The 21,979-nt window shown below is 64.9% G+C and carries 16 protein-coding genes; 8 read left to right on the top strand and 8 right to left on the bottom strand.

Features of this window, described 5'->3' with window-relative positions:
* Positions 1-117 precede the first annotated feature (117 nt).
* From ACP7BZ_RS07565 to ACP7BZ_RS07555, 3 genes are all read right to left on the bottom strand, one after another.
* On the bottom strand, positions 118-1,425 hold the full coding sequence (locus tag ACP7BZ_RS07565; protein WP_426111631.1) for a replication-associated recombination protein A: 1,308 nt from the start codon (positions 1,423-1,425) through the stop codon (positions 118-120).
* Positions 1,426-1,550: 125 nt separating this feature from the next.
* Positions 1,551-2,174, bottom strand: a complete 624-nt coding sequence (gene lolA / locus ACP7BZ_RS07560) for an outer membrane lipoprotein chaperone LolA (protein WP_426111629.1) — start codon at positions 2,172-2,174, stop codon at positions 1,551-1,553.
* 51 nt (positions 2,175-2,225) lie between these two features.
* Positions 2,226-4,601, bottom strand: coding sequence for a DNA translocase FtsK (locus ACP7BZ_RS07555; protein WP_426111627.1), 2,376 nt, complete (start codon positions 4,599-4,601; stop codon positions 2,226-2,228).
* 231 nt (positions 4,602-4,832) lie between these two features.
* On the opposite strand from ACP7BZ_RS07555, the gene trxB reads away from it, so the two are divergent.
* The 3 genes from trxB to ACP7BZ_RS07540 all read left to right on the top strand — a co-directional run bounded on the left by trxB (position 4,833) and on the right by ACP7BZ_RS07540 (position 7,188).
* Positions 4,833-5,789 (top strand): thioredoxin-disulfide reductase, encoded by a 957-nt coding sequence (trxB, locus tag ACP7BZ_RS07550; RefSeq protein ID WP_426111625.1) that lies wholly within the window; start codon positions 4,833-4,835, stop codon positions 5,787-5,789.
* Positions 5,790-5,796: 7 nt separating this feature from the next.
* A complete protein-coding gene (locus tag ACP7BZ_RS07545) occupies positions 5,797-6,468 on the top strand; it encodes a Smr/MutS family protein (RefSeq protein WP_426111623.1) in 672 nt (223 codons plus the stop codon).
* A gap of 114 nt (positions 6,469-6,582) precedes the next feature.
* The gene (locus ACP7BZ_RS07540; RefSeq protein ID WP_426111621.1) at positions 6,583-7,188 is read left to right on the top strand and encodes a trimeric intracellular cation channel family protein; all 606 of its coding nucleotides are present in this window, start codon (positions 6,583-6,585) and stop codon (positions 7,186-7,188) included.
* Between the two features lies 1 nt (position 7,189).
* On the opposite strand, the gene ACP7BZ_RS07535 is transcribed toward ACP7BZ_RS07540, so the two are convergent.
* Together ACP7BZ_RS07535 and ACP7BZ_RS07530 are read right to left on the bottom strand one after the other, a co-directional pair.
* Positions 7,190-7,528: a P-II family nitrogen regulator gene (locus ACP7BZ_RS07535; RefSeq protein ID WP_426111619.1), complete on the bottom strand. Its 339-nt coding sequence runs from the start codon at positions 7,526-7,528 to the stop codon at positions 7,190-7,192.
* A gap of 94 nt (positions 7,529-7,622) precedes the next feature.
* A complete protein-coding gene (locus ACP7BZ_RS07530; RefSeq protein WP_426111617.1) occupies positions 7,623-9,701 on the bottom strand; it encodes an NAD(+) synthase in 2,079 nt (692 codons plus the stop codon).
* 227 nt (positions 9,702-9,928) lie between these two features.
* Here ACP7BZ_RS07530 and ACP7BZ_RS07525 point away from each other — a divergent pair, with 227 nt between their 5' ends.
* On the top strand, positions 9,929-11,062 hold the full coding sequence (locus ACP7BZ_RS07525) for a GNAT family N-acetyltransferase (protein ID WP_426111615.1): 1,134 nt from the start codon (positions 9,929-9,931) through the stop codon (positions 11,060-11,062).
* On the opposite strand, the gene ACP7BZ_RS07520 is transcribed toward ACP7BZ_RS07525, so the two are convergent.
* Genes ACP7BZ_RS07520 through ACP7BZ_RS07510 form a run of 3 tightly spaced genes read right to left on the bottom strand, consistent with a single transcriptional unit; the run spans position 11,052 to position 14,567 of the window.
* The gene (locus ACP7BZ_RS07520) at positions 11,052-11,702 is read right to left on the bottom strand and encodes an ANTAR domain-containing response regulator (RefSeq protein ID WP_426111613.1); all 651 of its coding nucleotides are present in this window, start codon (positions 11,700-11,702) and stop codon (positions 11,052-11,054) included. The genes ACP7BZ_RS07525 and ACP7BZ_RS07520 overlap by 11 nt on opposite strands.
* The gene (locus tag ACP7BZ_RS07515) at positions 11,702-12,094 is read right to left on the bottom strand and encodes a response regulator (protein ID WP_426111611.1); all 393 of its coding nucleotides are present in this window, start codon (positions 12,092-12,094) and stop codon (positions 11,702-11,704) included. Before ACP7BZ_RS07515 ends, ACP7BZ_RS07520 begins: the two co-directional genes overlap by 1 nt.
* Position 12,095: 1 nt before the next feature.
* Entirely contained in the window at positions 12,096-14,567 is a 2,472-nt protein-coding gene (locus ACP7BZ_RS07510) for an ATP-binding protein (protein WP_426111609.1), read from the bottom strand.
* A 423-nt stretch (positions 14,568-14,990) separates the two neighbouring features.
* Between ACP7BZ_RS07510 and ACP7BZ_RS07505 the strand changes: the two genes are divergently transcribed.
* The 4 genes from ACP7BZ_RS07505 (at position 14,991) to ACP7BZ_RS07490 (ending at position 21,979) form a co-directional block, all read left to right on the top strand.
* Positions 14,991-18,479, top strand: a complete 3,489-nt coding sequence (locus ACP7BZ_RS07505; protein ID WP_426111607.1) for a response regulator — start codon at positions 14,991-14,993, stop codon at positions 18,477-18,479.
* Positions 18,476-19,492, top strand: coding sequence for an HD domain-containing phosphohydrolase (locus tag ACP7BZ_RS07500; RefSeq protein WP_426111605.1), 1,017 nt, complete (start codon positions 18,476-18,478; stop codon positions 19,490-19,492). Before ACP7BZ_RS07505 ends, ACP7BZ_RS07500 begins: the two co-directional genes overlap by 4 nt.
* Positions 19,493-19,707: 215 nt before the next feature.
* Positions 19,708-20,760: an HD domain-containing phosphohydrolase gene (locus ACP7BZ_RS07495; RefSeq protein ID WP_426111603.1), complete on the top strand. Its 1,053-nt coding sequence runs from the start codon at positions 19,708-19,710 to the stop codon at positions 20,758-20,760.
* 82 nt (positions 20,761-20,842) lie between these two features.
* A complete protein-coding gene (locus ACP7BZ_RS07490) occupies positions 20,843-21,979 on the top strand; it encodes an FIST signal transduction protein (protein WP_426111601.1) in 1,137 nt (378 codons plus the stop codon).

Here is a 21,979-nt window from a genome sequence, read left to right as displayed (position 1 = left end):
GCAGCGACCATCTCCATCGACTTGCGATGGAGTGCAGAAAACGCGGAGTGAGAAGCAAAAAATGGCCACTGGAGCCATTGTCGGGGACGTGCAAGCGAACGTACAAGACGACGTACTTTACGAAGCGCCGTGGGCATCCCTGTCGAGACCACGCAACCATGCGAGCTTCTCAGCAATCTTCGTCTCGATACCGCGCGCTACCGGCTCATACCAGCCTGGCTCGTCCATTCCCTCGGGCAGATAGGTCTCGCCGGCCGCATACGCATGCGGTTCGTCATGGGCGTAGCGGTAGGCGTGGCCGTAGCCCAGTTCCTTCATGAGCTTGGTCGGCGCGTTGCGCAGATGCACCGGCACCTCGCGCGACTTGTCCTTCTTGATGAAGGCCACTGCGCGGTTGTAGGCGTTGTAGCCGGCATTGCTCTTGGCGGCAATCGCCAGGTAGATCACCGCCTGTCCCAGTGCCAGCTCGCCCTCGGGCGAACCGAGCCGCTCGAAAGTGGCGGCGGCGTCGTTGGCAATCTGGATGGCGCGCGGGTCGGCAATGCCGATGTCTTCCCACGCCATCCGCACGATGCGACGCAGCAGGTACTGGGGATCGGCGCCACCATCGAGCATGCGGCACAGCCAGTACAGGGCGGCGTCCGGGTGGGAGCCGCGCACTGACTTGTGCAGGGCCGAAATCTGGTCATAAAAATTGTCGCCGCCCTTGTCGAAGCGGCGCGAATTGAGGGTCAGCGCGTTGTCGACGAATTCGCCGGTGATGCGGGTGATGCCGGACGTCCCGGCCGAGCTGCTGGTCTGCTCGAGCAGGTTCAAAAAGCGGCGCGCATCGCCGTCGGCATAACCGATCAGGGTGGCGATGGCGACATCGTCGAACGTCAAATGCTGCAGCACCTGCGCGCGTGCGCGCGCCAGCAATTGCAGCAACTCGGCATCGGTGAGCGCCTTGAGCACATACACCTGGGCGCGCGAGAGCAACGCCGAGTTCACTTCGAAGGACGGGTTTTCCGTGGTCGCACCGATCAAGGTCACCAGTCCCGATTCAACGAAAGGCAGCAAGGCATCTTGCTGCGACTTGTTGAAGCGGTGAATTTCGTCGATGAATAAAATCGTGTGCTTGCCGCCGGCCAGGAAATGCTCGGCCTGCTCGATGGCGGCGCGGATATCTTTTACGCCCGACAACACGGCCGACAGCGCAATGAACTCGCAATCGAAGGCAAACGCGGTCAGCCGCGCCAGCGTGGTCTTGCCCACGCCAGGCGGCCCCCACAGGATCATCGAGTGCGGCCGGCCCGATTTGAACACCAGATTGAGCGGTTTGCCGGGCCCCAGCAAATGGCTCTGGCCGATCACCTCATCGATGGTGCGCGGGCGCAGCGCCTCGGCCAGCGGCGCTGCCGGGGCGTTTTTAAAGAGGTCATCCATGCGATGACCTGGGGAAAGCGTATTTAATGAAATCCATCAACCGATGCCTTGTACGCGATGTACGCAATGTACGCTGGGCGCCAGTTTACGCCATCCCTGCGGCCCGCGGCGGCGCGCACGCGCGCTTAATTGTTGAAGACGTCCGCCCCCTTGGGCATGACGAATTTAAACTGGCTGGCCGACAAAGGCGGATTCTTTTCGAATTTCTTAAACGCCAGCACCGAGGTCTGGCCAAAGGCATCGTGCAGTTCCATCGCTTCCGGGGTGCCATTGCGCAATCCAATGCTGATCATCTGGAAAGTCGAATCGGCCGCCTTCGGCTTCGCTTCAAGCCATTCGAGGCCGTTGCGGCTGGCCGCTTCCGTCAGCGTGAAATTCTTTTCCAGATCATTGCTGCCAAACAGGATGGCGGCCGGCGATGAGCCGAGCGCATTGCCCAGTTTTTTGATGGTGACCTGGTTGAGGTCCTTGTCGTAGATGTAGAGCTGCTCGCCATCGGCTTGCAGCAGTTGCTCGTACGGTTTTACGTATGTCCAGATGAACTTGCCGGGACGGGCGAACACGAAGGTCCCCGTCGAGACCGGCACCGCCTTGGCACTGTCCGACGTCTTGATCTGCTGCTGGGTGAACTCGCCCTTGGCGGCCTTGGTGCTGGCGACAAAGGTCTTGAACTGGTCGAGGGCGCCGGCGTGGGCGGCGCCGGCCAGGCTCAGTGCGGCGGCAACGATGTAACTTGAAAATCGGGTCATCGGGTTCCTTGTTGTTGATTTTATTTTTGCGCTAAATGCTGCCAACGGCGCTTACTCGGCACTGGTCGCCGGCACCAAAATGTCGCGGTTGCCGTTCGACTGCATGGGCGAGACGACGCCACTGTTTTCCATCTGCTCGAGCAGGCGGGCGGCGCGGTTATAGCCGATGCGCAGGTGGCGCTGCACCAGCGAAATGGAGGCGCGGCGGTTTTTCAGCACCACCTGCACCGCCTGATCGTACATGGCATCGCTCTCGCCGCCCGCTTCGCCCACCGGCGCGCCTTCAGCGCTGCCGCCCTCGCCTTCGAGCGTGCCGCCTTCGAGGATGCCGTCAATGTAATTCGGCTGGCCGGTCGACAGTAAATGTTTTACAACTCGATGCACTTCTTCGTCGGACACAAACGCCCCGTGCACGCGCACCGGCAGGCCGGTACCGGGCGGCATGTACAACATGTCACCCATGCCCAGCAGCGCTTCGGCGCCCATCTGGTCGAGGATGGTGCGCGAGTCAATTTTCGACGACACCTGGAAAGCAATACGGGTGGGAATGTTCGCCTTGATCAGGCCGGTAATCACATCGACCGATGGCCGCTGCGTCGCCAGGATCAGGTGCAGGCCGGCGGCGCGCGCTTTCTGGGCGATCCGGGCGATCAATTCTTCCACCTTCTTGCCAACGACCATCATGAGGTCAGCCAGCTCGTCGATGATGATGACGATGGTCGGCAGCTTTTCCAGCGGCTCGGGGGCGTCGGGTGTGAGCGAAAACGGATTGGGGATGTGTTCTTCGCGCTTGGCTGCTTCGGCAATCTTGGTGTTGTAACCGGCCAGGTTGCGCACGCCCAGTTTGCTCATCAGCTTGTAGCGGCGCTCCATTTCGTTGACCGCCCAGTTGAGCGCATGACCGGCCTGGCGCATGTCCGTCACCACCGGCGCGAGCAAATGGGGGATCCCCTCGTAGACCGACATTTCCAGCATTTTCGGGTCGATCAAGATCAGCCGCACGTCGGCCGGGTCACTTTTATACAGCAGCGACAAAATGGTGGCATTGATGCCCACCGATTTACCGGAGCCGGTGGTACCGGCCACCAGCAGGTGCGGCATCTTGGCGAGGTCGGCGATGACCGGTTTGCCGGCGATATCCTTGCCCAGTGCAATGGTCAGCGGCGACGTGCTGTCGTGGTACAGCTTGGAGCCGACGATTTCCGTCAGGCGGACGATTTGCCGCTTTTGGTTCGGCAATTCCAGCGCCATATAATTTTTGCCGGGAATGGTTTCGACCACCCGGATCGAGGTCAGCGACAGCGAACGGGCCAGGTCGCGCGCCAGGCCGACGATCTGGCTGCCCTTCACGCCGGTGGCCGGCTCGATCTCGTAGCGCGTCACCACCGGGCCCGGATAGGCGGCCACCACCTTGGCATCGACGCCGAAATCGGACAGTTTCTTTTCGATCAGGCGGCTGGTAAATTCCAGCGTTTCCACCGATACCGTTTCCTGGTACTCGGCCGCTTCGTCGAGCAGACCGATCGGTGGCAAGGCGGAGTCGCCCGGCAAATCGCGGAACAGCGGCGCCTGCTTTTCCTTTTCGACGCGCTCGGACTTGACGATCAGCGGCGCCGTCACCTGCGGTTCGATGCGCATCGGCGGCGCCGCGATATGTTTTTCGACGTGCCTGGCGCGTTCCTGCACCACCACTTCGTCGCGCCGCACGGCCGCCACTTCGCCCTGCTTGCGGTCTTCGCGGTCCTGGTAGCGCAGGCGGAACCAGTCGATCGAGGTTTCGATGACTTCACCGATGCGCTCGGCCACGGAGAGCCAGGAAATATGGAAAAACAGACTGGAACCGATGCCAAACAACAACAGCAGCAACAGCGTGGCGCCGGTAAACCCAAAGGCGACGTGCGCAGCATGGCCGATCAGTTGCCCCAGCACGCCGCCAGGGGCGCGCGGCAGCTGCGCGTGCAGGGTGTACATGCGCAAAAATTCGAGGCCGACGCTGCCGGCAAACAGCAGCACGAAGCCGATCCAGCGCGCCAGCACTTCATGCTGGTTTTCCGGTTCGGGCTGCGGCTGGTCGCTGGCGTGGGTCAGCTGGCGATAATCTTTCCACAACAGGCGGGCGAAGCAGACGCACCACCACCAGGCAGAAAAACCAAAAATAAACAACATCAAATCGGCCAGCCAGGCGCCGGCGCGGCCGCCCACATTGATCGCCTTCGGCACCACCACATCGTGCGACCAACCGGGATCGGCCTTGTTATAGGTGAGCAGGATCAGCACAAAATACAAAAACAGCACCGCCAGGGCGATCCAGCGCGCCTCCGACAGCAGCCGCACCAGCCGGTTCGGCAATGGCGCCCGGGCGCCGGACGCGCGCAAGGCGGGATTGCGGGTATAACTGTTCGATTCGGTCGGGGCGGGTTTGGGCATACTCGATTTGGCCATACTTGGGTTCTGCATGCAGCAGCGTGGCAGCGGCAAATAACGCGATGGGGCCATTCTAAGGCATCTTGCCAGCAACAGGCCCTTCATTCATGCAGTGACGCATCATCGTCTATAATCAGCGCATTGCAGCGGCGACGCTACAGGCGGAATCACCAGGCTATTGATCTGGCTGCCGGCTGCCCCATATTTCCCCCCAGACCATCACGTAAGCCGCTCATGACCACCAAAAAACACGCCAAAGTTCTCATCCTCGGTTCCGGCCCCGCCGGCTACAGCGCGGCCATTTATGCGGCCCGCGCCAACCTCAATCCCATGCTGGTGACGGGCGTGGAACAGGGCGGCCAGCTGATGACCACCACCGACGTTGAAAACTGGCCCGGCGATCCGCTCGGCGTGCAAGGCCCCGACCTGATGCAGCGCCTGCTGCAGCACGCCGAAAGATTCAACACCGATATCGTGTTCGATCACATTCACACGACCTATCTGAATGAAAAGCCGATCCGCCTGGTGGGCGACAGCCATGAATTTACCTGCGACGCCCTGATCATTGCCACCGGCGCCTCGGCGCAGTACCTCGGTCTGCCGTCAGAACAGGCCTTCATGGGCCGCGGCGTGTCGGCTTGCGCCACCTGCGACGGCTTTTTCTACCGCGGCCAGGAAGTCGCCGTGGTCGGCGGCGGCAACACCGCCGTCGAAGAAGCGCTGTACCTGTCGAACATCGCCACCAAGGTGACGATCATCCACCGCCGCGACAAGTTCCGCGCCGAGCCGATCCTGATTGACCGCCTCAATGCCAAGGCAGCCGAAGGCAAGATCGTCATCAAGTACAACCACACGCTCGACGAAGTCACCGGCGACGATGGCGGCGTCACCGGCATCAACATCCGTTCGACCGAGTCCGACACGGTCACGCCGATGGCCGTGCACGGCCTGTTCGTGGCCATTGGCCACAAACCGAATACCAGCATCTTCGAAGGTCAGCTCGACATGCACAACGGCTACATCAAGACCCGCACCGGCCTCGAGGGCATGGCCACCGCCACCAATGTGCCGGGCGTATTTGCTGCCGGCGATGTCCAGGACCATATCTACCGCCAGGCGATTACCAGCTCGGGCACCGGTTGCATGGCCGCGCTCGACGCCCAGCGCTACCTGGAAGCGCTGGAAGACTAAGCCCATCATGGCCGGTCTGAAACAGTTCGCTGACCTGGCGCTGCTGCGCGAGACGCTCAAGGAGCAGGAACGGCTACGCGCCATCGAGGCGGCCGCACGCGCCGCGCGCGAGCAAAAGGCGCGCGAAGACGCCGGCGTGTTTACCGGCGCCATCAAGGGCGTCACCAAGATCGCCGAATCGGACCGCTACGTGGCACCGATGCGCGCCATCGCCGTGCGTGGCGGCGCGCCAGCGCGGCCCCGTTCGCGCGACGAAGACAACGCCGCCGTGCTGCGCGAATCGCTGTCGGACCAGTTCGACGTCGAAGGCCTGGTCGAGGATGATCCCAGCGTCGCTTATGCGCGTCCCGGGGTCGGCCCCGACGTCGTGCGCAAACTGAAAAAACGCGTGTGGCCGGTGCAGGATGAACTCGACCTGCATGGCATGACGCGCGACATTGCCCGCGAACAGGTCGCGCAGTTTCTGCACCGCGCCAGCCGCCGCGGCGTGCGCTGCGTACGCGTCGTGCACGGCCGTGGCTACGGTTCGCCGAACGGCGAGCCGGTGCTGCGCGCCATGCTGCACAGCTGGCTGGTGCAAATGGAAAAAGATGAAGTGGTCGCGTTTTGCGTGGCCGGCAAAAAAGATGGCGGCCATGGCGCCCTGATCGTGCTGCTCAAGGCGGTACTGCTCGACTAAGCCACTGCAAGTGGCTGCAAGTAGCTGCGGGTGGGCGCGCTGCTTGCATAAATACGCACACCACGCCCGAGCCATGATAGGCTGTTGCGCTTCTCATCAGCCAAATCGCCCCGCATGTCGCTTATCACCCTGATTGAAATCCTGGCGATCCTGGTCGGTGCGTTTTCCGGCTTTATCGAAGCGCGGCGCAAGCGCATGGACCTGGTGGGCGTGTTCACGGTTGCCTTCATCACCGCCTTCGGCGGCGGCACCCTGCGCGACATCCTGCTCGATCACCGGCCGCTGTTCTGGGTCACCCACCAGGAATACGCCATTCTCATTTTCGTGATGGCGCTGGGCGCCTCGCCGCTGATCCGCACCCTGCGCCAGATCGTCTCGGAACGCCTGATCGTCATCGCCGATGCGATTGGCCTGGGGCTGTTTACCATCGCCGGCGTCGCTTCGGCACTGGACGCCCATATGCCGCTGTTCATCGCCTCGATGATGGGCGTGATCACGGGAATTTTTGGCGGCGTGCTGCGCGACATCGTCTGCAACGAAGTACCGATGGTATTTCGCGATGGCAAACCCTACGCCATTTGCGCCTTCTTCGGCAGCTGGATGTTTCTCATCATGCGCAAACTCGAGCTGCCCCATGATTTCGCCCTGTGGTCGAGCGCCACCATGATCACAGGGCTGCGCCTGCTCAGCTGGAAATTCGATATGCGGCTGGGCCGCTGACCTAGACTGCCTCGGGTCCCGTCTCGCCGGTGCGGATGCGCACCACCTGCTCCACGTGCTGGACAAAAATCTTGCCATCGCCAATCTTGCCGGTGCGCGCAGCCTTGATGATGGCGTCGACCACCTGGTCCGTCATGGCATCGTCGACCACCACTTCGACCTTGATTTTTGGCAGAAAGTCGACCACGTACTCGGCGCCACGGTACAGCTCGGTGTGGCCCTTCTGGCGACCGAATCCTTTTACTTCCGTCACGGTCAGGCCGGTAACGTTCACTTCAGCGAGCGCTTCGCGCACTTCGTCAAGCTTGAATGGCTTGATCACGCAGGTAATTTGTTTCATGTCATCCTCAGGTGGCTATACGGTCATATTTCGCAACAATTCTAACCGAAGCGGGCAAAGCCACCCGCCCGCTTGCGCTGTCGAGTATTTTCATTTAGTCAATTGAATCGGGAATCGCCTTGACGCCATCGAGCCACACCTGCGCTTCGCCATCGCTGGGCGCGCGCCAGTCGCCCCGTGGCGACAGCGAACCGCCGGTGCCGACCTTCGGCCCGTTCGGCACGCAGGAACGCTTGAACTGGCTGGTTTTAAAGAAGCGCCAGACGAAAATGCCCAGGACGCGCTTGATGTCGGCCAGGCTGTACTGGTTGCGGCCAACCGCCGCCTCGTACGGCCAGCCACCGCGTGCGCGCTCGCCCCAGGCCGACAGCGCCAGGAAGGCCACCTTGGCCGGCGCGAAACCGTAGCGCACGATGTAGTACAGATTAAAATCCTGCAGCTCGTAGGGGCCGATGACGTCTTCGGTTTTTTGCGCCGGCGCCGCGCTGCGGTGTTGTTCACCCGCGCCCCCGCCCCCCGCCGGCACCAGTTCCGGACTGATCTCGGTGTCGAGAATGGCCAGCAGCACGGCGGCGCCATCCTTGACCACGGCGGTCTCGGCCATCCAGCGCACCAGGTGCGAAATCAGCGTTTTCGGCACGCTGCCGTTGACGTTGTAGTGCGACATATGGTCGCCCACGCCGTACGTGCACCAGCCCAGCGCCAGCTCGGACAAATCACCCGTGCCGATGACGATGGCATTGTGCAGGTTGGCCAGCCGGAACAGGTGGCTGGTGCGTTCGCCCGCCTGCACGTTTTCGAACGTGATGTCATAGACGGCGCTGCCCTCGGCGTACGGGTGGCCGATGTCGGCCAGCATCTGGCGGCAGCTGGGGCGGATATCGATTTCAGCGGCGCTGCAGCCGACCACCGCCATCAGGGTACGGGCCTGGGCGATGGTCCGTTCGCTGGTGGCGAAGCCGGGCATGGTGTAAGCGAGAATGTCGGTGCGCGGCAGCTGCAGCTGGTCGAACGCCCGCGCACAAATGAGTAGTGCATGGGTCGAATCGAGGCCACCGGAGACGCCGATGACCACCTTGCTGATGCCGCTCGAGGCCAGCCGCTGCACCAGCGCCTGCACCTGGATGTTGACCACCTCGGTGCAGCGCTCGTCGCGCCGCGCCGGGTCGGACGGCACGTAAGGGAAGCGCTCGACGTGGCGTGCCAGCGGCAGCGCGCCCTCGCTGGGGATGTGCAGCGCGATGGGCACCACGGTAAACGCCGCCACCTCGCCCGCATGGCGCCGTTTTGAAGCGCCAAAGGTGCCCTGGCGCATGCGCTCGCGCGCGAGCCGTTCGAGATCGATATCGGCAAAGCCAAGTTGAGAATCTTGCACGAAGCGGCGGGTCGCCGTGAGCAGCTCGCCGTTTTCGCAGATCAGCGACTGGCCGTCCCAGGCCATGTCGGTGGTCGATTCGCCCACCCCGGCCGAGGTGTACAGATAGGCGGCGATGCAGCGCGCCGACTGCTGCGTCACCAGCTGCTGGCGGTAGCCGGCCTTGCCGACCAGCGCGTTCGAGGCCGACAGGTTCACCAGCACGGTGGCGCCGGCGAGCGCCGCAAACGACGACGGTGGAATCGGCACCCAGACGTCTTCGCAGATCTCCACGTGAAAGCGCAGCAGCGGCAGCGCCGCCAGTTCGAACAGCAGGCCGGCGCCAAAGCGCGCCGTCTGGCCGCACAGGGTGATGCTGGTGGCGCTGGCGCAATCGGCGGCGCTGAACTGGCGCGCCTCGTAAAATTCGCCGTAGTTGGGCAGATAACTCTTGGGCACCACGCCGTGCAGGCGGCCGCCGGCGACCACCAGCGCGCAGTTGTAGAGCAGCTGCTCGACGCGCACCGGCATGCCGACGATGAGCACGATGTCGAGCGTGGCGGTCGCCGCCATCACCGTTTGCAGGGCGGACTCGCAAGCGTCGAGCAGGGCGCGCTGGTGAAACAGGTCGTCGCAGGTATACGCCGACAGGCCTAGCTCGGGAAACGCCACCAGCACGGCGCCTTCGCTGGCAGCCTGCCGGGCCAGCGCGATGGTCTCGCTGGCGTTGTAGGCGGGATCGGCCACGCGGCAGCGCGGCGTGGCGACGGCGACGCGGGCGAAATCGTGCGTGTACAGGTTGGCAAAGTGCTTGTTCATCGGCGATCGGTCGATCACGGCCGGCGGGGCGCACAGGCTACGTGCACGGTACGCACGCACGATGCGCACGATATGCACAATGCGCACAGTACGCACAGAGCAGCACAGAGCAGCCGGCCAAAAACCGCGGCCGGCCAACGGTGCGCGCCGTTTTGCGTAAAATGAGGCGCAACGCATGAGCATCTGCGCTCCCCGCCGGGCCGTGATCATCTAGGAAAATTTGGACAATGAATTATCGCACGCATATCGTCTCGTCTTTGTCCGAAATTGGCCGCGCCGCCTGGGACGGCCTCGCGCTGGCGCAGCCGCGCCCGAATCCCTTCCTCTCCTACGCGTTTCTGGACGCCCTGCACGAATCGGGCAGCGCGGCCATCGAGGCGGGCTGGCAGCCGCAATTTATCGCCCTCTACGATGGCGCGCAGCTCGCCGCTGCGCTGCCCATGTACGTCAAGATGCATTCGTATGGCGAATACGTGTTCGACTGGGCCTGGGCCGACGCCTACGAGCGCAATGGCCTCGACTACTATCCCAAGCTGCTGTCGGCGATTCCCTTCACCCCGGTGACTGGACCGCGCCTGCTGGCGGTCGACGACGCTGCCCGCGCCGCGCTGATCGAGGTGCTGGTGGCGACCCAGCAGGCCACCCCGGTATCGTCCACCCACATCCTCTATCCGCCCGAAGAACAGGCGCAGTTGCTGGCCGCCGCCGGTTACCTGCTGCGCAGCGGCGTGCAGTTTCACTGGCTGAACCAGGGCTACAAGAATTTTGATGAATTTCTCGCCACGCTGGAGCACAAAAAGCGCAAGAACATCCGCGCCGAGCGCCGCAAGGTGCGCGACGCCGGCGTCACCATGCGCCGCGTGCGCGGTGCCGACGCCGTCGACGCCGACTGGCAGCTGTTTAACCGCTGCTACCGCCATACCTACGCCGCGCACCGCTCGACGCCCTACCTGAACCTCGATTTTTTCCAGCGCATCGGCCGCGACATGCCGGACAATATTTTACTGGTCATCGCCGAGCGCGACGGTCAAGCCATCGCCGCCTCCCTGGTGATCCATTCAGCGCAGGTGCTGTATGGCCGCTACTGGGGCGAGCTCGAACATGTGCCGTGCCTGCACTTTGAGGCGGCCTACTACCAACCGCTGGAATTTTGCATCGAGCAGGGTATTGCCGTCTTTGAAGGGGGGGCCCAGGGCGAGCACAAGATGGCGCGCGGCTTTCTGCCGACCCGCACCTGGTCGGCGCACTGGCTGGCGCAGCCGGCATTCGCTGACGCCATCGAGCGCTTTCTCGAGCGCGAAAAAGGCGGTATCGACGACTACATCGATGAACTGAACGACCGCAATCCGTTCAAACGTTAAGGTCGTTGTGGCCGGCAGCGTCGCCAGCGCCACCGTCGAGGCCATCGCCCTTGCCCGACTTGAGAAATTCAGCGGCCACATCGGCCAGCGGCCGCTGGTTCGAGCGCGCGTGCTGGCGCAGCGCGCCGAACGCCGATTCGCTATCGATATCGAAGCGCTCCATCGCCATACCCACCGCCATGGCGGTTTCGCGGCCGCTCAGCAGCGCTGCAGTCAGCTTGGTTTCACTCTCGTGCAGGGCGCGAATTTCGCGCGCGCGCGCCAGCGCCGTGATCACCGTTGGTAACAGCTGGGCCGGGTCGATGGGCTTGACCAGGTAGCCGACGGCGCCATGTTCGGCAGCGCGCCGCACCAGCATTTCGTTGCAGTTGGCCGACATCATCAAAAACGGCAGCGGCGCGCGCGACTTCAGGCTGTGCACCAGTTGCATGCCATTGAGTTCAGGCATGTGCATATCGATCAGCGCCAGGTCGGGCGCGCGCACGCCCTCGTCGAGCACGTCGACCGCCATTTGCACCGAGTCGGCCAGGCGCACATCAAAGCCGGCGCCGTGCAGGGAACCGGCGAGCAGTGCCAGCAGGTGCGGATCGTCGTCGACCAGCAGGATCAGCGGGCGCGCGGCACCATCAGCGGTCGCCATCAGCCATTCTCCCGTTCGAATTTATCGACCATGTCGGCAATGCGCTGCGCCGAATACGGTTTGATGACAAAGCCACCGGCACCGGCACCGAGCGCTGCCATCACCTTGTCGAGCGCACTGTCGGCGCTGACCATGACGACGAAGGCACGGCTGCCGCGCGTGCGCGCTTCCGCCAGCACCGCCAGGCCATCGCTGCCCGGCATGTGGATATCCAAAAACACCAGCGCCTGCTGATACTCGGGCGCCTGCATCAGCTGGGCCGCCTGGGCACCGTCGCTGGCAAAGGCGATGAAGGTGTAGTCATGGCTGCGCATCAGTGAAGCGAGCAGCTCGCGCATGGGCGCATCGTCATCGGCGATGATGACGGGGGTGGTCTTTTTTAAGCTACTCATCTCAAACATCCTTCAGGTTGGCCAGTTCTTCCATCGCCATCAGGCGCACGAAGGCGGCGCCGGCGCCGGTGCCGTCACCGCGGCGGGCCGCCACTTCGATGTCCTGGGCGGCGGCAGTCATGCCGGGGTAACCGAATGACGCGCCAGTGCCGCGCAGGGTGTGACTCAATTCAGCCGCCGCCGCCAGCGCGCCGCTGGCGAGCAGCTCGCCCAACTGGCGCAGCTTGCCACCGAGGCTGTCCTGATAGGCGCTGCGCAGCTCCGCGTAACCGGGCAAGTCTTCGAAACCGGCGCCGCCGCCGGCAGCGCTGGCGCCTTCGACTTCGAGCAGATTGGCCAGCACCCGCGTCAACTCGGCGACGTCGATCGGTTTGCTGACGCTGCAGGCAAAGCCGGCCTTGGCATAGCGCTCGATATCGTCCTGCATGACGTTGGCCGTCAGTGCCACCAGCGGGCGGGCGTAGCCGGACGCCTTGAGGATGGTGGCGGCGCGCAGGCCGTCCATCACCGGCATCTGGATATCCATCAGCACCAGGTCGAAACTGCCCGCCAGCGCCGCCTGCACCGCCTGGGCGCCGTCTTCGACCACCTCGACGGTCAGTCCCAGGCGCGTGAGCAGGGCGACGATCAGGATGCGGTTGTCGGGACCATCTTCGGCCAGCAGCACATGGCCGGCCAGCCTGGTGTCCGCCACCTCGAGCACCGCCTCGACGTGCGGCCGCGGCGTCGGCGCCGCATTCATAAAGCCGGACGCTGCGACCATATCGGCGCGAATGGCCGCCTCGAAGATCGAGCCGACCGCCGGCGTGCTGGTGGCACTGACCTCACCGCCCATCTTGACCGCCAGTTGCTGCACCAGGTGCAGGCCGAGACCGGTGCCGCCGTAGCGCCGCGCCACGCTGCTGTCGGCCTGGGTGAACGGCTGGAACAGCTTTTGCAGCTGCGGCGCCGACATGCCGATGCCGCTGTCGATCACCCGCACCAGCAGGCGGCTGCGGCCGGCGTCGTAATGCAGCTGCAGCTCGACCGCACCGAGTTCGGTGAATTTGACGGCGTTGCTGGTCAGGTTGAACAGGATCTGCTTCCAGCGGGTGGGGTCGCCCATCACCTGCTGCGGGAATGGCCGCACCACCGTCAGGTGAAAGCCGACTCCCTTGCTGGCCGCCTGCGCCGCCATCATGGTCTCGACCCCGGTGGCCACATCGGCCGGCGAAAACGGCATGCGCTCCAGGTGCAGGCGGCCCGCTTCGATTTTCGAAATATCCAGGATGTCATTGATGATGGTCAGCAGATGCTGACCATTGCGCAAGATGATGGCGCCGGCATCGCCCGCCGGCCCCGGACCGGCGGTTTTCTTGATGATCTCGGCAAAGCCGATGATGGCGGTGAGCGGCGTGCGGATTTCATGGCTCATCATGGCCAAAAATTCCGACTTGGCGGTGCTGGCCGCTTCCGCCACCACCTGCAGCTGCACGGTTTTTTCCATGTCGTTCTCGCGCCGCCGCAGGGCGCGGATCAGCACCACGAAGGCGACCAGCATGGCCAGTACGCTGATCCCGCCCACCAGCGACAGGGTGCCGGAAAAATTGCGCCACTGGGCCAGGTACAGCTCGTCCGTCACGGTGACGTTCAGAATCAGCGGCAACTGGTCGATCAGGCGCGCCGCACCCAGCCGCGACACGCGCGCACCGGCCTCGGCAAAACGGGGCGTCTCGGCCCGCACCACCCCATGGTTGAGCTTAAGAACGTCGATGATGTGGAAGCTGGTGCCGCTGGGGTTGCGCTTGCCCATCAGTTCGTCCTGGTGCGGCCAGCGCGCCAGCACCGTGTAATCGCGCCGGTACAGGGTGACGGTGGCGCCGCGTCCCAGGTTGATCTTGCCGTAGAAATCGCTGAGAAAAGTGCTGGAAAACCCCACCAGTGCCAGGCCGATGAACTCGCCGCGCGGCCCGTTCAGGCGGCGGCTCAGATAAAAGGTCCACTGGCCATTGCCCTTGTTGCGCACGGGTTGCGAAATATACACGCCCAGCTTCGGATTTTTGATGTGCGCCTGGAAATAATCGCGGTCCGCCAGATTGATCGGGGGCGCCGGATGGGAGCGGGTGAAATTGATGACGTCGCCGTTCGAGGCGACGATGGTGGCAACGTCAACCTGCGGCAAGCCCTGGGTCTTGTCGCGCATGCTGGCAAAGTGCGCATTGGAGCCCATCTTCGCGCGCAGGTCGGCCGGCGTGACGACATCGTTCGCCTTGACGCTCTCGGCAATGCTCTCGAGGACCAGAAACGCCGATTTGACTTCCTGCGCTGTCTGCTCGGCCATCACCAGCGACAGGTTATCGAGCTGGCCCTGCCACTCTTGCACGGCTTGTTCGCGCGCGATCAAAATGGCCGCGCCAAGCGTGCACAAGACGGCCGCGACAAGGAAACCGGCGACCAGGAAGGCAATCCGGCTGGATCGGAATGTAGAAGACATGAAACCTTTCGATGGATGCCGACACAATGTTACACGTACAAATGAGTACCGCGAAGCAATAAATTGCCAAGTTGCAACCAAACATCAGCCAATGACCCGCTTTTCTGCGCTGCCATAGGAACGCCGTTGTGCGTAGTCACAAAGGCCAATGGACAGCTGCGGCGGCCCCTGCTAGCATCGCGGTGCAGCAAAGCGCACGCCCGCTTTTTGCACACCCCCTGCTGTCCCGCCTGCTCTCGCAGCGCCTGCGCAAGCGCGCAAAAAGGTGACAGAAAGTGACAATTACCCCCGCCTAACCCCATCTGATGACCTCATCGCCGGCAATCACGCCGGCGCTGCCTGTTCGTGCAGAACGGACCAGCTATCTTTCCTTGCATGAACAAACTGGTCGACAGTTGCTGTTTATGCGACTAAGGTTGTGAAATGCTTAAACCCGAGTATTTCACAGAAAAGCGGGCTGATCTGGCCGGCTGGGTGCTATCACTCATCGTCTTCGCCATCGTCGGCGCCAGCCTGACCACATGGTATGCGGTCGAATCGAAACGCCTGCAGGCGGCCGAAACCGAGCGCCTGGCGGCGCTGTCGAACATCCTGGTCAAGGACATCACCGTCAACCTGGTCGCGGTCGACCGCGCCCTCGGCGGGGTCGTGCGCGACCGCCTGGTCAGGGGTGGCAGCGCCGACCAGGGTCAACTGAAGCTGCGCCTGCACGCACTGGTCGACGCCATGCCTGGCCTGGCCGCCATCGTCGTCACCAATGCCAACGGCGTGGTGACAGCGGCGATGCCGCCAGCACTGGCGGGACGCGATTTTTCGCAGCGGCCCTATTTTGTCGGCCCGCGCCAGGGCGGCGATGCCATCCTGCTCTACCTGTCGCCACCGTTTCGCTCGCTGCGCGGCGACACCGTCATGAACGCCACCCGCGTGATCGCCCGCGGCAGCGATTTCGACGGGGTGATTTCGGCGGTACTCGACCCCGGCTATTTTTCCGCCATCCTGCAAGTGGCGCTGTATGCGCCCGACATGCGCGCCACCATCGCGCACGGCAGCGGCGCCGCCTTCGTCAGTGCCGGCGCCAGTAGCGGCGCCGACACTGCAGCGGACCGGGCGGCCCTGCTGGGCGCCGACGCCATCATCGCGCCGCCCGGCCTGCGCAGCGACAGCGTGTTGACGCTGCACCTGCGGCGCCAGGCGCAGGTGGTGCTGGCGCCGCTGCGGCGCCAGGCGCAGGTGTTTGGTGCCGCCTGCGCGGCGCTGGCGCTGCTGTGGTGCGGCGGTTTGCTGTGGTACCAGGCGCGGCGCCGCCTGCTGATGCAAAGCGTGGTCGAGCGGCGCCGCGAACGGCGCCTGGCCGATGCCCTGAGCATCAGCGAGGCGCGCTTTCGCACCCTGATCGAAGAGGCGCCGGTGGCCGTGGCGATGGCGCGCCACGGCCGTTTCATCTACACCAACCGGCGCTACAACCTGCTGCACGGCTACGCCGCCGACGAAGACTTGACCGGCATGACCTGGCGCGCCATGATCGCGCCGGCCTCGCAACAGCAGCTGGCCGAGCAGCTGGCCTGCCTCGACGCCGACGCCGCCATCGAACAGCGCTTCGAAGCGCTCGGTGTCGGCAACGGCGGCGCCAGCATCCCCGTGTTCAAGGCCACCGCCCGCGTCATGCTCAGCGACGGCCCCGCCTCGCTGATCTTCGTCCAGGACATCTCGGCGCAAAAAAGCGCCGAGGGTCACCTGCTCGAAGCGCGCGATGCCGCCGAAGCGGCCAACCGCAGCAAGGCCGAATTCCTGGCCAATATGAGCCACGAAATCCGCACGCCCCTCAATGCCATCCTCGGCATGGCCTACCTGCTCGAACAGGGCAACCGTGACCGCGCCAGCGGCGCCATGCTGCAAAAAATCCGTGTCGCCGGCCGCTCGCTGCTGGGCATCATCAACGACATTCTCGATGTTTCGAAGATCGAAGCGGGCGCCATGCCCATCGAGCGCAGCTGGTTTGCCCTGCAGGACGTCATCGATGTCGTCGCTGCCACCATGGGGGTGGCGGTGGCCGACAAGCCGATCGCGCTGCGCATCGTTCCACTGCCGGCACTCGCCGCCCATGTGCTGGGCGACGCCCTGCGCTTCGAGCAGTTGCTGGTCAACCTGACCAGCAACGCCATCAAGTTTACCGAGCGTGGCAGCGTCAGCCTGGAGGTTACGGCCACCGTGCTGGCCGACGGCCAGGCCGAACTGGTGTTTCGCGTCAGCGATACCGGCATTGGCATTGCCAGCACCGAGCAGCAGAATATTTTTTCCTCGTTCACCCAGGCCGACACCTCGACCACGCGGCGCTACGGCGGCTCCGGCCTCGGCCTGACCATCTGCAAGCGCATCGTCGACCTGATGGGCGGGCGCATCGGCGTCGACAGCGTGGCCGGCAGCGGCAGCACCTTTACCATTGCGCTGACGGTGCCGGTACGCGCCAGCGCGGTGGGCGCACTGGCGGACATGCTGGCACTCGAGGTGCTGATCGCCGAAGCCGACACCGCCAGCGCCAGCCTGCCGGCAACCGCGCTGGCGCTCGGCTGGCGCGTGCGCCAGGCCGGTTCGGGCAGCGCCGTGCTGGACATCCTGCACAGGAGCGCGGGCGCGCTGCCCGCTGCCATCGTGCTCGACTGCCAGCTGCCCGGCAGCGGCTGGCGCGCCACCGCGCGCGCCATCCGCGCTGCCGCCGGTTTCGCAGCCTGCCCGGTCGTGGTGGTGGTCAGCACCCACCAGGCGGCCGCGTTCGAGGCCGACAGCGAACGTGCGCTGGCCGACGCCGTGCTCACCACGCCAGTTACCAGCTCGACCCTGTACAACGCCGTGCTCGAGGCCCGGCACAAGCGCAGCAGCCGCGCCGTGGCGCCGGTCAAGCCTGCGCGCGCCGGCAATGCCCTGCACGGCCTGCGCCTGCTGGTAGTCGATGACAGCGAGATCAACCGCGACGTCGCCCAGCGCATTCTCGAAGGCGAAGGGGCCTGCGTTGTCCTGGCCGAGCATGGGCGCGCCGCCATCGATTACCTGCTGGCCCATGGCAGCAGCATCGACCTGGTGCTGATGGATGTGCAGATGCCGGTCATGGACGGCATCGAGGCGACCACCAGGCTGCGCGCCATGCCGCAATTTGCCGAGCTGCCGATTGTCGCCCTCACCGCCGGCGCCTTCAGCGCGCACCAGGATGCCGCCCGCAATGCCGGTATGAGCCACTTCATCGCCAAGCCCTTCGATGTCGCCGCCACCATCGCCCTAATCGGCCGCCTGACCGCGGTCCACGACGGCCGCCAGGTAACAGCGACGGGCGCCATCGACGAAGCGCTGGGCGCACACACCTGGGGCAGCCAGAGCATTTTCCAGAGCTACCTGCCGCAATTCGTTGCCGCCTTCGCCGATGCCGTGCCGGCCATGCGCGCCACCATCGCCGCCGGTGATCTCAGCGCCGCCGCCGCCGCCGCCCACAAGCTGGCCGGCGCCGCCGCCAGTGTGGCGCTGCCAGCGGTGACGGCGCTGGCGCTGCGCCTCGAGCGCGAACTGGCCGCTGGCGACGCCGGCGCCGCCACCCTCGAGCTGCTGGCGTCGGCGATGCGGCCGGCGCTGGCGGCGATTGCCCGGCTGGCGCCATCACCGTGCGCGCTGCCATTGCCGGCGACGGCGCTGGCCAGCGCGCCGACGGCAGCCATTGAAACACTGCTGCAAGGGGTCTTGAACGCGCTCGAAGCGAGCACACCGGCGCCACCGGCACTGGCGCTGGCGGCGCTGGCCCCGCACTTGGCGCCCGCACTGCTGGCGCCGATCCGTCTGCGCGTCGAGCAGTTCGACTGGCCCGGCGCGGCCAGCCAGACCTGCGCGCTGGCTGCCACGCTCGGGCTGGCGTTGCAGGCGGCGCGATGAATGCACTGACCATCCTCGCCGTCGACGACGAGCCAGCCAACCTGGCAATCCTGCACGCCGCGCTGCACCAGCAGTACCGTATGGTGTACGCGCGTTCGGGCGCCGAAGCGGAAGATGCGCTGCTGCGCCACCACCCCGACATGGTGCTGCTCGATATCGGTCTGCCCGATACCGATGGGGTGGCGCTATGCCGGCGCCTGAAAAGCCTCGACACCGGCAAGGCGGTGCGCATCATCTTCATCACCAGCTACCGCGACGCCGACAGCGAAGCGGCCGGTTTTGAAGCTGGCTGCGTCGATTACATCTTCAAGCCGGTCTCGCCACCGCTGGTGCGCGCGCGCGTGGCTGCCCAACTGGCACAGGTGCGCGCCAGCGCGCTCGAACGCAGCCACCGCGACGCCATCCTGATGCTGGCGCACGCCGGCCACTACAACGACAGCGACACCGGTGCCCACATCTGGCGCATGGCCGCCTACGCCCGCGTGCTGGCGCTGGCCTGCGGCTGGGACGTCGACGACGCCGACCAGCTCGAACTGGCCGCGCCCATGCACGACACCGGCAAGCTGGGCATCCCCCACGCCATCCTGCGCAAACCGGGCCCGCTCGACGCCGCCGAATGGGCCGTCATGCGCACCCACCCCGCCATCGGCCACGCCATCTTGAGCCAGAGCCAGGCGCCGCTGTTCCAGCTGGCCGCCCAGGTGGCGCTGCGCCATCACGAACGCTGGGACGGCGGCGGTTATCCGGACGGCCTGCGCGGCGAAGCGATCCCGCTCGCTGCCCGCATCGTCACCCTGGCCGACGTCTTCGACGCCCTGAGCATGCGGCGCCCCTACAAGGCGCCATGGTCGATGGCCCAGATCACCGCCTACATCAACGACAACAGCGGCGTGCAATTCGACCCGGCCCTGGTGCGCTGCTTCATGACGGTGTTGCCAGCGCTGTTAGAGATCAAGGCGCGCTGGGACAACCTGGACGCCAGCGCCGCGCCGCGCGGGCTGCCGCAATTGTGAAGTTATGTAACTGCTTATCAGTCAGTTTTAACTTTCGCTCAAATATACCTAGTACTTAAGCACTAGATGGCCAATTTTGCGCCCTTTTCGCCACACCCCCCGCTTGTTGAAACGCAATTTTTTAGTCCGAATAAGTTCTCTTGTGGCAATATGTGGGTCAAGCCTGAAGACACGCCGCGACTCCACGCGACTTCCTTCGTGGCGCGGAGACCCGCATGGCCATTCTGATCGTCGACGACAACGCTACCAATCTGCTGCTCATTGCGCAGCTGGTGCGTGGCGCCAGCGATCTGGACGTCATGACCTTTGACGATCCGGTCGACGCCCTCGAGTGGTGCGAAGATCACGTTCCCGAGCTGGTACTGGTCGATTACCGCATGCCGACGCTGGACGGGGTCGAGTTCATCAGCCTGTTTCGCACCATGCCGGCACTCGGTGATGTGCCGATCATCATGATCACCACCGAAAACGACGCCCAGGTGCGCGCCAGGGCGCGTACCGCCGGCGCCACCGACTTTGTCGCCAAGCCCGTCGAAGCGAATGAATTTCGCCTGCGCGTGCGCAACCTGCTGCAACTGAACGAAGCACGCACGTTGCTGGCCGACCGCGCCCTGCTGCTGCAGCGCGAAGTGGCGGCGGCCACCGCCCATATCGCCGACCGCGAGCGCGAACTGGTGACGCGACTGGCGCGCGCCGCCGAATTTCGCGATCCCGAAACCGGCGCCCACCTGCAGCGCATGGCGCAGTACTCGGTGCTGATCGCGCGCCAGCTCGACTGCCCGCAGCAGTATTGCCAGCGCCTGCTGGAAGCGGCGCCGATGCACGATATCGGCAAGCTGGGCACCCCCGACCACATCCTGCTCAAGCCGGGCCGCCTGACCGAGCCGGAAATGACCATCATGCGCCAGCACGCCGCCCACGGCGCCCACATCCTCGCCGGCAGCGACTCGCCGCTGATGCAGCTGGGCGAAGAAATCGCCCGCAGCCACCACGAACGCTTTGACGGCGCCGGCTATCCGCAGGGACTGGCCGGCACCGCCATTCCGCTGTCGGCGCGCATCGTCGCCGTCGCCGACGTCTTCGATGCCTTGAGTTCACCGCGGCCCTACAAGCGCGCCTGGTCGATGAGCGAGGCGCGCGAATTTATCGAACAAAACAGCGGCAGCCATTTTTGCCCCGATTGCGTGCAAGCCTTCCTGCGCGCCTGGGACGAAGTGGTGGCAATCCACGACAGCCATCCGGACGCCGACAGCAGCCCGGCGTATTGAATCACCACCAATTCACCACCAATTCGCCACCGATTCACCATTGATTGACCACTGATTCACCACCGAGCCGCCCCGAGGTCCCATGCAGATTCGCCAGAACATCCTAGCCAGCGCCGACGTCGCCACCTTTGCCGCCGCCGCCGGCGCGCCGCCGCAGTTGCTGCTGGCGTTTGCCGCGCCCGCCTTCTTTGCCGATGACCGCCTGGTGGCGCGCCTGCGCGCGCTCTATCCTGACGCGGTGCTGGCAGGCTGCTCGACGGCCGGCGAAATCGCCGCCAACCTGGTGCATGACGAGCGCTGCGTGCTCACCGCCCTGCACTTCGAACACACCGCAGTGCGCGCAGCCAGCACCACCTTGCTGTCGATGGCCGGTTCGGCCGCCGCCGGCGCCGCCCTGGCCGCACAGCTGCCCAGCGCCGGGCTGGCCGCCGTGCTGCTGTTCGGCGTCGGCGTGGCAATCAACGGCAGCGCCCTGGTGGCCGCCCTCGAACAGGCCCTGCCCGCTGGCGTGCCGGTGTCGGGAGGCCTGGCCGCCGACGGTGGCGCCTTCAAGCGCACCTGGACGCTGGGTCCGGCCGGCCGCGCCGACGACCAGGTGGTGGCCATTGGCCTGTACGGCAAACGGCTGGTGATCAGCCACGGCAGTTTCGGCGGCTGGCAACCGTTCGGGCCGTCGCGCAAGATCACGCGCGCGGTCGACAATGTGCTCTACGAACTCGATGGCGAACGGGCGCTCGATATTTATAAACTGTACCTGGGCAGCTACGCCGCCGACCTGCCCGCCTCGGGCCTGCTGTTCCCGTTCGAGCTGCAGGGCCAGAGCGCAGATGGCGGCAACGTCATCCGCACCATTCTGGGCATCGACGAAGCGGCCGGCTCGCTGATCCTGGCCGGCAACGTGCCGGTCAATGGCGATGTCCGCCTGATGCATGCCGACACCGAAAAACTGATCGATGGCGCAGAATCGGCCGCCCGCGGCGCGCGGCCGGCGACGGCGCCGGCCGGCGATGCGCTCGCCATCCTGGTCAGCTGCATCGGCCGCCGGCTGGTGATGGGCGACCGCATCGATGAAGAAGTCGAAGCGGTCGGCGCCATCCTCGGCGCCGGCACCGTGCTGACCGGCTTTTATTCAAATGGCGAAATGGCGCCGCCGCGCGCCGGCGCGCCCTGCCTGCTGCACAACCAGACCATGACGATCACCGTCCTCGGCGAGTCCTGA

The sequence above is a fragment of the Massilia sp. PWRC2 genome (genome assembly GCF_049896725.1).
Taxonomy (GTDB): Bacteria; Pseudomonadota; Gammaproteobacteria; order Burkholderiales; family Burkholderiaceae_D; genus JAFCUW01.
This window is presented reverse-complemented; position numbering and strand designations above follow the sequence as displayed.